General features: G+C 73.0%; 12 protein-coding genes. 4 read left to right on the top strand and 8 right to left on the bottom strand.

Annotation, left to right across the window (positions count from 1 at the left end):
- Positions 1-114: 114 nt before the first annotated feature.
- Both BMW78_RS20220 and BMW78_RS20965 read right to left on the bottom strand, forming a co-directional pair.
- Complete coding sequence (locus BMW78_RS20220; protein ID WP_091763410.1) at positions 115-831, bottom strand: response regulator; 717 nt, start codon at positions 829-831, stop codon at positions 115-117.
- 51 nt (positions 832-882) lie between these two features.
- Complete coding sequence (locus BMW78_RS20965) at positions 883-1,611, bottom strand: hypothetical protein (protein WP_177180489.1); 729 nt, start codon at positions 1,609-1,611, stop codon at positions 883-885.
- A gap of 180 nt (positions 1,612-1,791) precedes the next feature.
- On the opposite strand from BMW78_RS20965, the gene BMW78_RS20210 reads away from it, so the two are divergent.
- A complete protein-coding gene (locus tag BMW78_RS20210) occupies positions 1,792-3,045 on the top strand; it encodes a sensor histidine kinase (RefSeq protein ID WP_177180488.1) in 1,254 nt (417 codons plus the stop codon).
- Here BMW78_RS20210 and BMW78_RS20205 read toward each other — a convergent pair.
- Entirely contained in the window at positions 3,017-4,081 is a 1,065-nt protein-coding gene (locus BMW78_RS20205) for a tellurite resistance/C4-dicarboxylate transporter family protein (protein ID WP_091763378.1), read from the bottom strand. The two genes, BMW78_RS20210 and BMW78_RS20205, sit on opposite strands and share 29 nt — an antisense overlap.
- Before the next feature lie 88 nt (positions 4,082-4,169).
- A complete protein-coding gene (locus BMW78_RS20200; RefSeq protein ID WP_091763377.1) occupies positions 4,170-7,499 on the bottom strand; it encodes a TM0106 family RecB-like putative nuclease in 3,330 nt (1,109 codons plus the stop codon).
- A 165-nt stretch (positions 7,500-7,664) separates the two neighbouring features.
- Between BMW78_RS20200 and BMW78_RS20195 the strand changes: the two genes are divergently transcribed.
- Positions 7,665-7,880 carry a hypothetical protein gene (locus BMW78_RS20195; protein ID WP_143056363.1) on the top strand — a complete coding sequence of 72 codons (216 nt, stop codon included), beginning with the start codon at positions 7,665-7,667 and terminating at the stop codon, positions 7,878-7,880.
- A gap of 29 nt (positions 7,881-7,909) precedes the next feature.
- Here BMW78_RS20195 and BMW78_RS20190 read toward each other — a convergent pair whose 3' ends face one another.
- Positions 7,910-8,290: a VOC family protein gene (locus BMW78_RS20190; RefSeq protein WP_091763372.1), complete on the bottom strand. Its 381-nt coding sequence runs from the start codon at positions 8,288-8,290 to the stop codon at positions 7,910-7,912.
- A 208-nt stretch (positions 8,291-8,498) separates the two neighbouring features.
- Here BMW78_RS20190 and BMW78_RS20185 point away from each other — a divergent pair, with 208 nt between their 5' ends.
- The gene (locus tag BMW78_RS20185; RefSeq protein ID WP_091763370.1) at positions 8,499-9,455 is read left to right on the top strand and encodes a hypothetical protein; all 957 of its coding nucleotides are present in this window, start codon (positions 8,499-8,501) and stop codon (positions 9,453-9,455) included.
- A 71-nt stretch (positions 9,456-9,526) separates the two neighbouring features.
- Here the strand turns inward: BMW78_RS20185 and BMW78_RS20180 are convergent, their stop codons facing one another.
- The 3 genes from BMW78_RS20180 to BMW78_RS21290 all read right to left on the bottom strand — a co-directional run bounded on the left by BMW78_RS20180 (position 9,527) and on the right by BMW78_RS21290 (position 12,533).
- A complete protein-coding gene (locus BMW78_RS20180) occupies positions 9,527-10,171 on the bottom strand; it encodes an NAD(P)-dependent oxidoreductase (RefSeq protein WP_091763368.1) in 645 nt (214 codons plus the stop codon).
- 216 nt (positions 10,172-10,387) lie between these two features.
- On the bottom strand, positions 10,388-12,049 hold the full coding sequence (locus BMW78_RS20175) for a nuclease-related domain-containing DEAD/DEAH box helicase (RefSeq protein ID WP_091763366.1): 1,662 nt from the start codon (positions 12,047-12,049) through the stop codon (positions 10,388-10,390).
- Between the two features lie 217 nt (positions 12,050-12,266).
- The gene (locus BMW78_RS21290) at positions 12,267-12,533 is read right to left on the bottom strand and encodes an HNH endonuclease signature motif containing protein (protein ID WP_425439072.1); all 267 of its coding nucleotides are present in this window, start codon (positions 12,531-12,533) and stop codon (positions 12,267-12,269) included.
- Between BMW78_RS21290 and BMW78_RS21285 the strand changes: the two genes are divergently transcribed.
- A partial coding sequence (locus BMW78_RS21285; RefSeq protein ID WP_245736044.1) for a hypothetical protein occupies positions 12,514-12,748 on the top strand: 235 nt, incomplete at its 3' end. The genes BMW78_RS21290 and BMW78_RS21285 overlap by 20 nt on opposite strands.

The raw sequence follows: 12,748 nt of genomic DNA, 5'->3' as shown, positions 1-12,748 counted from the left end.
CTAGGAGCGGGAGCGGCCGTCGCCATCGGCACCAGGGTGGAAACGCGGACGGCGGCCGGGTCCACCCGAGGATGGAGCCGACCGCCGTCGAGGGCCGCGAGGGTTGAGGATGCCTCAGGGCGTGACGAACCGGTGCCGGAAGGCGTAGGCCACGAGCTGAGCACGGTCGCGCATCTGCGTCTTGGCCAACAGGTGGTTCACGTGGGTCTTCACGGTCGCCTCCGACACGAAGAGGTCACCGGCGATCTCGCTGTTGGAGCGACCCTGCGCGATGAGCGTGAGCACCTCGGCCTCGCGCTGGGTGAGCGCATCCGGCAGCGGCGCGCCTCCCCCTGACGCGTCCTCACCGGCGTCACCGGCCTGGACGTCGGACGCGGTCGCCACCGGGTCACCACCGGCCAGCCGCTCCAGCAGGCGACGCTGCACGGTGGGGTCGAGCTGGGCGTGGCCCGCGGCCACCGTGAGGATGGCGTGCCGGATCTCGTCGGCCCCGGCGTCCTTGGTCAGGAAGCCGCGTGCGCCTGCCCGCAGCGCCGCGAAGACCCACTCGTCGTCGGAGTAGGTCGTCAGCACGACCACCCGGGCGCGGGCGCCCGAGGTGGTCAGGCGGTCGGTGGCGTCGACGCCGTTGAGGGTCGGCATGTGCAGGTCCATGAGCACGACGTCCGGGTCGGCGGAGGCGACCTGACGCAGGGCGTCCTCACCGTCGACCGCCGTTCCCACGACCTCGACCCCCGGGAGGAGGCCGAGGAGGGTCGACAGCCCCTCGCGCACGATCTTCTGGTCGTCGACCACGAGCACGCGCACGGGGCCTTCCGGCTGCGCCGCCACGCCCACCTCCTCATTCACCTTCTCGTCCACCTTCTCGTCGCGGTCCGGCGATCAGCTGACAGCCGGCTCTGCGCCCAGTGTGCCGTCGGCCGCCGGTGAGGCGTCGCGGGCCGCGCCGCGTGACACCCAGAACGCCACGACCAAGGCCCAGGCCAGGAGCAGCACCAGTGAGGCGGTGAGCACGGCGGAGAGAACCGGCGAGTCCCACAGGAAGGCGAGGCCCGCCACGGGCAGCACCACGGCCACGACCCCGGAGAAGGTGGTCACGCCCCGAGCCCCGCTGGCGGGCAGCACCGCTCGTGCCAGGAGGGCCACGCTCGCGCCGAGGAAGACGAGCTTGGCGAGGTCGACGAGGTTGACCGCGTGCAGCCAGCCCGCGGCGGCCGTCGGGGCCGCCGGGTCGGCGGTGAGCACGGCGGCATGCAGCAGGACGACCTGCACGAGCGAGAGCGCGACCGCACCGCCGACCGCGACGCGGGCCCAACCGCGTGCACGGCTCACCTGCCCACCGCCCTCCCGGCGAGGGAGCGGCACACGGAGCAGGGCCAGGGCGAGCCACGCGAGGGCTGCGGCAGCCACGCCGTGCACCAGCCACGACTGGAGCACCGCGGCGCCACGGTGGGCGCCCAGCGTGGCGACCGCCTCGGCAGCCGTGCCGTGGGGGTCGGGACCCGCCGGCAGCACGGCGAGGCCGGCCGCCCAGGCGGTGACGTACGTGGTGGCGGCAGCCCGTGGGCTGGCGGCGAGACGGGCGGCCGGGCCGGTGAGCGCGAAAGCCATGTCGGGTCCTCTCGGCGAGTCGTGCGTGTCCCGCAACTCTCGGCCATCCGGCCCGCGTGGAGCATCGAGCGGCGGGTGGAAGCGGGGGTCCGGGGGCGTCCACCCACGGGTGGAGAAACGCCGGCGACCTCGACCGTCGGGCCGATCCCCGCGACGCGCGCGATCTGCCAGCCTGTGCGCGTGACCTCGTCCGCCCCGGCCACGGCCCCGCGCGTCCCCGGCAGCTCCCCAGACCGTGCACCGGGCCGTTCCCCCAGTCGCTTCCTGTTGCCCCTCGGCCTCGGCATCGTCCTCATCGTGGTGCTGGAGGCTGCCTTCGGCAGCGTCGGTTTCGCCACGCACGGACGCGGCCTGGTGCTCCTGCTCTCCACCGTCGCGTATGCCGCGGCGGCGGCCGTGTTCCTCACCCGCGCCGGCCTGGCCCCCCGCTGGTCGATGGGGCTGCTCACCACCATGGCGGTCGCGGTGCTGGTCATGCACGCCGCCGACCCGGAGGGCCCCGTCATCGGGCTGTTCGTCATCGCGGCCTTCACGCCCCTGCGGCCACCGCAGCAGGTCGGCACCGTGATCCTCGTGGCCTGCACGGCCCTCTACAACGTCGAGCAGCTGCTCATCGCCTCCGAGACCGTGCTGCTCACGCTCGCCACCGACGCCGGAGCGGCGTTCTTCTACCTGCTGGGCACCTCGCTGCGCCGGGAGCGCGAGCAGCGCGAACGGGTCGACCAGCTGGTCATCGAGCTCGAGGCGAGCCGGGAGGCGGAGCGGGCCGCGGTCGCCGAGGTCGAGCGCTCCAGGATGGCCCGGGAGGTGCACGACGTGCTCGCGCACACGCTCTCCGGCCTCTCCCTCCAGCTCGAGGCGGCCAGGCTGCTCGCCGGTGAGAGCGGCACCGACCCGCGGTTGCAGGAGGCGGTGGGCCGGGCCCACCGGCTGGCCAAGAGCGGCCTCGTGGAGTCGAGGCGCGCCGTCGCAGCACTGCGCGGCGACGCCCTGCCCGGCGCGGACCAGGTCCACGACCTCGTGAACGAGCACCGCCTCGCCACCGGCGGCGTCGTCACGGTGACGGAGACCGGCACCGCGGTCGACCTGCCCCCCGACGCCGGCCTCACGCTCTACCGCGCCGTGCAGGAGGCGCTGTCCAACGTCCGCAAGCACGCCCCGGACGCCGACGTCTCGCTGGTGCTCGCCTGGGGCTCGCAGGACGTCACGCTCACCGTGACCGACGACGGCGGGTCACGGGCGGGCACATCGGCGACCGCAGGCGCGGTGGCCCCCGCTGGCACGGTGGCGTCGGCCGACCACGGCTACGGGCTCGCCGGCATGGCGGAGCGGGCCGCCCTCGCGGGAGGCGAGGTGACCGCGGCGCCCTTCGGCTCGGGGTTCCGGGTGAGCCTGCGCCTGCCGTTCAGCGAAGCCGCTGACGAGCGTCGCTGACGACGACGGTGCGCCACAGGTGCACCGTCATGGCCACGGCCACGATGACCCACACGGCGAGCGCCACCCACAGCTCCGCGAACCCGATCGTGCCCACCACCGGCAGGCGGTCGGCCTGCCCGAGGTAGATGCCGGCCACGGCATACATCCCGAGCGGGAAGACCATGCTCCACAGGGTGGCGTTGTAGGTGAGCGGCACCCGGTGGGTGCGGTGGCGCCACCAGCCGGCGGCGACCAGCGGCGGGATGAGCCAGGTCGCGAAGCTCCAGAACACCACCGAGGTGCCGGCCACCAGGCCCCGCGTCGCGTTGACCATCGGCGCGCTGGCCATCTCGACGATGCGGGCGCCTGCGAGCACGGTGATGGCCGCCGCTCCCATCGACACCCAGTACGGCGACTCGAGGTCGGTCGGCTTGAGCTCGTAGAGCATGAGGCGCAGCGACACGAAGACGCCGGACGCGGCATACAGGAAGATTCCCACCGACCACGAGAAGACGGCGAGGATCGCGAGCGGCCCGCGCTGCCAGGTGGCGGCGTGCGGCTGGAGTGTGGCGGCGCTGACGGCCACCGACTGGCTGGCGACGACCCAGATGAACCACGTGCCGTTGGCCGACGAGAGCACCGGCCGCGCCGACCGCCCGAGCACCGCGGTCCAGGGCACGACGTAGCCGAGCACGACCCACAGGAGGAGGGCGATCACCGCGAGGGCGGTCGTCCAACCGGTGTGCTGCTCCATGGCCAGCCGTGCACCGAGCACGTTGCAGCCGGCGACGAGGGTGAAGAACCCGAAGCCGCGCCTGGGGTCCAGGAAGTCGTCGCGGAGCTCGGCGCGGTAGGCGACCAGCCGGACCACGGTGAGCACGGCGAGCACCACGAACGCGACGGCGCAGACGTAGAGCATCACCGTCGAGGGAAGGAGGATCCCCTTGAGGCGCAACCCGATCGAGATGATGCCCGTGGCCATCACCAGCGCGAAGTAGCCGGGCGCCAGGCCGCGCGCGGCCTGCTGGACGCGCGCTCGGATGCCGTTGTCCATGGGCCGAGGCTAGTGGCGGGGCGGCACCCGCGCAGGTGTGTCGGCCGCCAGCAGGCGGTCGACGCCGGGTGGTGGAGCAGCCCGGGTGCTACAGCCCGACCTCCACGGCCTCGTCGACGTAGCGGCACAGGGCGTTGACGGCGCGCAGCTGTTCGGGCGAGTGGACGGGGGCGTCGAGCAGCGCCGGGCTGGCCACGACGACGCTCATCGCCTTGGCCCGCGACAGCGCGACGTTGAACCGGTGCAGGTCGTAGAGGAAGTCGACGCCGCGCGGCGCGTCGGCCGCGGTGGAGCTGGCCATCGCGTAGACCACCACGGGCGCCTCGCGGCCCTGGAACCGGTCGACGGTGCCGACCCGTATGCCGGCGGGCAGCTCCCCATGGAGGCGTGCCACGTGCGCGTTGAAGGGTGCGACGACGAGGATGTCGTCCTCGGTCATGGGGTGGGTGACACCGTCGACGTCGGTCCAGGTCCGGGCGAGCAGGTCCTTGGCGAGGTCGGCGACCACGACGGCCTCCTCGTCGCTGGACGCCGAGCAGCCGACGTGCTCGACGGGCACCCACCGCAGACCCGAGCCCGACAGCGGGCCCTCCCCGCCGATCGCCTGCCGCTCACGACCGGCCTGGGCGTGGAGCCGGCCCTCGTAGGACAGCTCGGAGACGAACGCGGCAACCTCCGGGTGGAGACGCCAGGTGGTGCCGAGGAAGACGCCGAGGTCGGGCGGCACGGTGTCGTGCTCGCCGATGAGGTGCTCGAGCGCGGAGACGCCGGCGCCGTACGGGTGGGTCGCACGTGTGGGCTGGGTCAGCTGCTGCGGGTCGCCGAGCAGCACCAGCGACGTCGCGGCGGGAGCCACCGCCACGGCGTTCGCCAGGGAGAACTGGCCCGCCTCGTCGATGACGAGCACGTCGACGGCACCGCGCATGTCCTCGCGGGCCCACAGCCACGCCGTGCCACCGACGAGGGACACCTCGCCGGACAGGAGGGCGTCTCGGGCCTCGCCGTTGTCGGTGGTGAACCGCACCTGCGAAGCGGCGCCGGGATCGTCGTCCGGCAGCTCGGACACCTTCTGCAGCGCGGGCCGCTCGACCTGCTCGAGCACGTTGCCGACCACCGCGTGCGACAGCGCCGTCACCCCCACGCGCAGGCCGTCGTCGAGCAGCGCCCGGATGAGCTGGGCCGCGGCATACGTCTTGCCCGTGCCGGGCGGTCCCTGCACGGCGAGCACCTCGCCGCGCAGCCCGCGCCCGACGCGCACCACCGCCTCGGCGGGTCCCTCGCCCGGGCGCAGCGCGAGCACGTCGGCGCTCGGCACCACGCGGTCGAGGAGCCTTGCGGCGGTGGGCCGCTCCCCCGCCAGCACCTCGAATGCCGTGGCGGCGATCGACTCCCGGAGCACACCGTCGAGCAGCGGCCCGGGCGGCTTTACCCCACGCGGGGTCGGCGGCTCCTTCGATGCCTTCATCGACAGCTCGAGCCAGCCCTCCACACCGTCGAAGCCGCACAGCCTGCCGACCGAGGTGTGGGTGTCGACGTCGTGGACGTACTTGTCGACCGGCAGCTTGCAGTCCTGCGGCTCGAACGCGTAGCGCCAGACCTTCGAGGTCGGCCTGCCCTTCGCGTTCAGCACGTCCCGCACGAAGGTGGGCGCGCCCAGGCCGCCGACCGCCGTGGCGTCCTCGACCAGCTCGCGGGTGTCGAGCCCCTCGTAGCGGAAGTAGTCCCACCAGGCCGGTCGCGCCTCCCGCCGGTGCCAGCCGACGCAGCCGGCCAGCAGGTCGTGCCCCGCCTCGAGCAGCTGCTCGGCAAGGGCGGTCTCGGCGCGCTCCTCCTCGCCGGGCTCCTCCCACCCGGGCGGCAACGGCCGGGTGAGGTCGTGGCCCTGCGCCGCCAGCTCGTCGCGGCGCTCCTCCAGCCACGCGTGCAGGTCGTGGGTGGAACGGACGTCGTCCTCGTTGTAGGCCCGGATCCGCTCGAGGATGCTGTCGTCGCGCTCGGTGAGCCAGCGCTCGTACTCCACGACGGAGGTCATGGCGTCGGCCACCGCCTCCTCGGCCCCCGCCTCACCGGCAGAGCGCGTGTGGCCCCAGTAGAAGTCCTCGAGCTTCTTGATGGAGTACGACGGCTTGCTGATCCGCAGGCCCTGCTTGACCACGGCGTAGAGGTCGACGAGCCGCTCGCCGCGGAGCAGCTGGTCGAGCTCGGCCTCCCGGGTGCCGTGGCGTCCGGTGAGGCGCTCCAGCGCGGTGCGCTCGTAGGCGGCGTAGTGGTAGACGTGCATGCCGGGGTCGGCCGCCCAGCGCCGCATGAGCTCGTCCAGAAGGCCCTCGGTGAGCTCCTTCTCCTCCTGACCCGAGTGCGCCCAGAAGCCGGTGAACGTGCCCGACCGGTCCCAGAGGCCGGCGAGGTACTCCCGGCCGCGGCCGTCGTCGGCCCACGGGTCGCCCTCGAAGTCGAGGTAGACGTCGCCCGGGCTCGGCTCGGGCAGCCCTTGCAGTCCCCGCCCCGGCTCCGGCGACAGGAGCTCGTACCGCGGCTCGCCCGTCGTGCGCTCGGCCACCTGCAGCCGGGCCTGCTGGAGCAGCCGGGCCGCGACCCCGCTCCCCACGGCGTCCCGCACGTCCTCCACCGAGGCGGCGGCCAGCTCGGCGAGGGTGCGGATGCCGTTGGCCCGCAGCGCCTCCCGGTGCGCCGCGCGCAGACCCGCGACCTGCACCAGGTCGTCGCTGTCGACCCACTCCTGCGCGCACCGGTGCTGCCAGCGGCACTGGGAGCACTGGCTGCTGGGAACCGACTCGGTGGGCGTGGCCGTCTCGATGGCCTCGAGCAGGGCCTCGCGCCGGCGGCGCGCGTAGGGCGCGACATCGACGAGCCGCCACGGGTGCTCGGCCTTGTCGCCGGTCACGACGACGAGCCGCCTCGGGGCGACGCCCTGCAGCACCTCCAGCCGCGCGGCATACGTTGCCATCTGGAGCAGCGCCGGCACCTTGAGGCGTCGCGCGAGCTTGGTGTCGGCGATGTCATAGGACCAGTCGCCGAGCAGGCTCGGCCGCTCGGTGCGCAGCAGGAAGTCGGCGTGCCCCACCCAGGCGCCGTCGAAGAGGGTGGCCTGGTAGACGACGTCGACACCGTCGCTCATGGCCTGCACGGTGGCCGCCTCGGCCGCCTCGCGGTCACGGCCGAACCCCTCGATCTCCACCACCGACAGGCCGCGGTCGCTCAACACCTGGAGGTAGTCGGCCTCGTGCGCCAGGCCCTTGGCGAAGACGAGGTTGAGCGCGTCGTCGGGGTCGGTGGCCCCGAGGTCGGCCGCAGGGGTGTCGAGGGCCAGCAGGTCGAGCGTGGTGATGTGCGGGCAGGCGACGTGCTTGGTGAGGTCCGTGGGGCTCAGCACCAGGCGGCCGTCGACTCTCTGCATGCCGCGATCATGCCAGCGCGCACCGACAATCCCCGACGAAGCGACACCGGGGCAGGCCTGTCGACCCGCCGAAGGGCCCTTGTGCCACCCCCGTGTGCCCGGGTGACACTGAGGGCGACGCCGGCCCAGTCCCGGGCCGTGCCGGCCGCGCAGAAGGAGGACAGCATGACCACGTCGCGTGATGACATCCCCCTCGCCGACCTCGAGGAGCAGCAGAGGGGTCTGGACAGCGAGCCCGAGCCGGTCGCGGGCGAGGAGCTGCCTGAGGAGGAGCCCCCCGCTGTCGACGTCGAGGCCAACGAGGCCGATGTGCTGGAGCAGAAGATCCCCGTCAACGAGAGCGAGGACTACCCGCACGGCGCCCCCGAGTACGAGGAGTAGCCCGAGCACTCCTCACAGGGGGCGAGGGGTCACCAGCCGCCGTAGGGCACGGTGATGACCTCGAGGTTGTGGCCGCTGGGGTCCTTCCAGTAGAGCCCGCGCCCGCCGTCCTCGGTGTTGACCTGCCCCTTGCGGCGGTGGAACGGGTCGGCCCAGTAGGTGATGCCCCGTTCGGTGAGCCGCCCCAGCACGGCGTCGAACTCCTCCTCGGTGACGAGGAACGCGTAGTGCTGCTGGTGCGGCGTGCCGAACTCGTCGGCGAAGTCGAGGGTGACGCCGTTGCCGAGCCGGACCGTCACGAACGGCCCGTAGGGCGTCGGCGCCTCCAGCCCGAGGATCTCGGCGAGGAACTCCGCCGAGGCCTGCTTGTCGTGGCTGTGCACGATCGTGTGGTTGAACGCGGCGGTCACGCTGCGAGTGTGCGTCGCCTCGCGCGGTCCGCGCCACCCCAGTGGTCGGTATGCCGCGCGGCCGGCACCGCGGGGCCGGCGGCGTCTCCGGTGCATCGGAGGGCGCCGCGACCTCGCGGCATACCGCTGTGACGTGGCGCCTCGTCCGTTCGGCCGGTACTGACCGTTTTCGGACCTCCGCACGGCCGCCGGTCGGCACCATGACGGCGTGCGCGCGGGGGGACTCTGGGACGCGCTGACCTTCGGGGCGGCGCGACGCCGGCGGTGGATGAGCCGCCAGCTGGCTGAGCTCGACCGCCTCGACGCCCTCGGTGCCCACGACCCCCTCGGCGCTCACGGCCTTCCCACCACGACCGCCTACCGGGCAGCGCCACGGACCCGGGCAACCCGCTCGCAGCGTCGCCTGGCCTGGGCCGTGACGGCGGTGCTCGTCGGCGGCGGCGTCCTGCTCTGGGACGACTGGTGGCAGATGGCCGGCCCGATCATCACCGGCCGGCCCGCCGAGGTCCGCCCCGTCAGCGACGTCCCGCTCGGGGTGCGGCCCACGCAGGCCTCGACCTCCACCGACTACGCCTTCATGGCCACGCGCCCGGGGTTCAGCCACGACCCGGTGACCTTCGACCCGTGCAAGGTGATCCACATCGTCGTGAACACCGCCGACGCCCCCACCGGGGCCGACGGCCTGCTGCGCGAGGCGGTCAAGGAGGTGAGCGCCGCGTCCGGGCTGGTGTTCGCCATCGACGGCACCACGACCGAGCCGCCACGGAAGGGTCGGCCGAGCCGCGACGTCGCGCGCTACGGCAACGGCCCCTCCCCCGTGCTCGTGGCGTGGACGAACCCGGACGTCATCCCCGACCTCGCCGGCAACATCGCGGGCATCGGCGGCCCCATCCCCGACCAGCACGCCATCTCGACCAGCGAGCGGTGGGTGACCGGCATCGTCTACCTCGACGGTCCGAGCATGCAGCGGCTGCTCGGCCACTCCTCGCGCGGTTGGGCCCAGGGCAGGGCCATCGTCATGCACGAGCTGGCGCACGTGGTCGGGCTCACCCACGTGCCGGCCAGGGACGAGCTCATGAACGCCAAGAACGACTCGGGCATGCTCGGTTTCGGCCCCGGCGACCTCGAGGGGCTGCGGCTGCTCGGCTCAGGCCCCTGCGGCTGAAGCAGCGGGACTGGTACTTCTTCGTCAGAGTCGTCGAGCAGCGCGGCCCGCGGCAGACAGCTCGGGCGGCGTCAGGCCAGTGCCTCGGCGATGGGGGTGTCGCCGCTGTTGAAGTCGATCACCCGGCCGGCCGTCCAGGGGTGGCTGACGACGTAGGCCGCGACGGCGGCGACGTCGGCGCGGCTCACCGAGGAGGCGGTGACGCCCTCACCGGTCTCGATGTGGCCGGTGCCGGGGTCGTCGGTCAGGGTGCTCGGGCCGAGGATGGTCCACCGCAGCTGGCTCTGCTGGAGGTGGGCATCGGCGGCAGCCTTGGCCTCGGCGTACGGGAAGAACGAGTTGTCCTGGGGCACACCGTGTTCGGGGCGGTTGTAGAAGTAGGACACCATCACGTAGCGGTGGACCTGGGCCTCTGTCGCGGCGTCCATCGAGCGGATCGCGGCGTCGCGGTCGACGGCGTAGGTGCGCTGGGGGCTGCCACCGCCGGCACCGGCGGACCAGATGACGACCTCCTGGCCACGCAGCCGCTGCACCATCTCGTCGATGTCCAGCTGCTCGACGTCGGCCTCCATGACGCGGGCGCCGGTCTCCGCCACCTCCTGCACGTGCTGGGGGTTGCGGACCCACGCGGTGACGTCGTGACCGTCCTCCAGGAGCAGCGGGATGAGACGCTGGGCCACCTTGCCGTGGCCGCCGATCACGGTGACGTTCGCCATGGGACTCACCTTAGGTCCGGCCGCTGGGGGTCGCGCGTCCGTCGATGGCAAGGCGGACGGTGGTTTGCGCCGGCCTCGGCCGGATGCGTTTGACGCGAAGGTTGCGGGGCGCCCGGTCCCCGCAGGCGCCACCGCAGCCACTCACAGGCTAGGTGTGGCACTCGGCCGCGAACCACCCATCTTTGACGTATGCCGCGGGTGCCGAAGGTCCCGACGTCACAGGCCGAGGCGGGCGGCCACCTGGTCGCCGCCCATCTCGCGCACCACCGCCGGGTCGCCGACGACGACGAGCACGTCGGTGGCCCTGGACATGCCGACGTAGAGCCGCTCGCGGGAGCGGTCGGTGACCTCGCCCTGGTTGACGCAGAGCACGACCGCCCTCCGCTCGAGGCCCTTGCAGCCGAGGACGTGACCGTAGAAGACGTCGTCGTTCTCCCAGAACGAGCGCCAGTAGTCGCGCTGGTCCGTGCCCTCGGCGCGCTCGACCTGGATGGGGTGCCGCTTGCCGGTGGTGATGAGCGCGACGTGCTGGGGCTGCCAGCCGTCGCCGAGCAGTTTTTCGACCTCGTCGTCGGCGGCGCTGACGGCGTCGTCCGCGCTGGTCGCGACGAACCGCACGTCGGCGCCGTCGCCGCCGCGGAGCGTCATGCGCATGGGCGCCAGCGGGCCGAACGACTGGGCGATCTGGCGGGTGTTCCTCAGGTTGTGGTCGAGCACGAGCGGCACCAGTGGCACCGGCGGCTGCCCGAACCGGGCGAAGATGCGCTGGTTCTCGTCGCTGTAGAGGTACAGCCCACCGGTCTCCTCGTCCTTGAGCGATTGCAGGAGAGGCCGCCACCACAGGTCGGCGAAGTCCTGGGCCTCGTCGACGATGACCGAGTCGAACCGCTGCCCCGCGGGCAGCTGGTCCGCCAGGGCGGCCATGGTCTCCGGCAGCTCGTGCTCCCAGAAGGCGCTGTCCTCGCGACTGCCGTCCGGTGCGCCCCACGACCGGCCGAGCTCGTGGAACGTGCCCACGAAGGCCGGTCGGTGCTTCCGGGGTGCCAGCGCGACCTCGCGCTTGAAGTACTCCGCCAGCCCGATGGAGTAGCAGACCAGCGCGACGCGCTGCGCCGGCCGGTCATGGGACCCGCGGGTCAGCTCCTTGGCCTGAGTGAGCGCGAGGACGGTCTTGCCACTGCCTGCTCCCCCACGCACCTCGACCCGGCTGAGCAGCCGGGTGACCTTCAGCAGAGTCGCCTGCTCCGCGGTCAGGCGGTCGGCCTCACGCTCGCGGTCGTCCGCGACAGACGCCGGGTCGTAGGCCGGGAGGTGGCGCCCACGCAGGATCTCGATGATGAGCTCGACGTCGTCCGCGTCCGGGACGCGGTGGCCGCCCTCCTGCTGCGTGGGGATGTCCCACACCCGTCCGGCGAGGTCGTCCTGGTCGTCCCGGCCGTGCACGGCCCACCGCGGACAGTCCGGCATGCAGAAGTCGTCGTGGACGTCGGAGTAGGGCAGCACGACGGTGTGGCCCCAACGGATCCGGCTGCGGGAGCTGTTCCTCCAGCGCGGGTCCGCCTCGATGTACTGGCGCAGCGCGTAGAGATTGGTGCGGGCCTGGTCGACGGGGTCGATCCGCTTGGTGCCTGAGCCGCGGGACTGCGTCCACTGGCCGTCCTTCACCCAGACGCTGCCGCCCTTGACCTCGACCACGACGACACCCGCGCCCGGCAGGAGGGCGACCAGGTCGATCTCGTGGTCCTTGCGCTGGTCGGTGAGACGCACGTTGGCGAGCACGACGTCCTCGGGCCGCAGCTGGTCCACGAGCCGTTGCCAGACCTCGCGCTCGGACTCGGTCGCGAACTTCGGCGCCTCCGGCAGCGCGCGTGCCCCCATCTCCGGCCTCCCTACCTCGCCCTGACTCACTGGCTCCCGGGCCTCCGGGCCTCCGGGCTCCTCGCGAGCCTGCCACAGCCGGGACTCCGGAATCCGCGGAATCCGGACAGTTCCGGCGCCAGCCCCAGCACGGTATGCCGGGTGTGCTCCCGGGGGCGCCCATGACCCTCGGACATGCCGCAGGACCCGCCGGTGGTCGGCGGGGTGTGGGGCGGGGTCACGCTGGTTCCTGCGCTGCGCGCCTGGCGAGCAGCTCGTCGTAGGAACCCGGCGTCAGGTCCCACTCGACCCGTTCCCCGAACGAGCCCCGCACGACCCGGCCGGCCAACCGCCTCGAGTGCACGATCGTGTGGTGCCGCTCGCAGAGCAGGGCCCCGTTGTCCAGGTCGGAGGGGCCGAGGTCGGCCCAGTGCACCAGGTGGTGCGCGTCGGTCCACTGCGGCGGTGCCCCGCAGCCGGGGTAGGTGCAGCCGCCGTCGCGCAGCCAGAGCCGTTTGGTCTGGGCGTCGGTGAAGAAGCGGTTTCTCGATGCCCCAGTCCATGACCTCCCCGTCGGCGCCGAGGACGATGGGGATGACGGACCCGTCGCAGCACAGCCGTCGAACGGTCTCGGGGGGCAGGTGGGTGCCGGCATCGAGCCCACCGAGGGTGGTGGCCGCGCCGAGCCGGTCCTTGAGGTCGTCGTAGCTCATGGTGAGC

This window comes from Pedococcus cremeus, from assembly GCF_900111375.1.
GTDB classification, from domain to species: Bacteria; Actinomycetota; Actinomycetes; order Actinomycetales; family Dermatophilaceae; genus Pedococcus_A; species Pedococcus_A cremeus.
The sequence above is the reverse complement of the archived record's forward strand: the minus strand, read 5'-3'. Positions and strand labels throughout refer to the sequence as shown.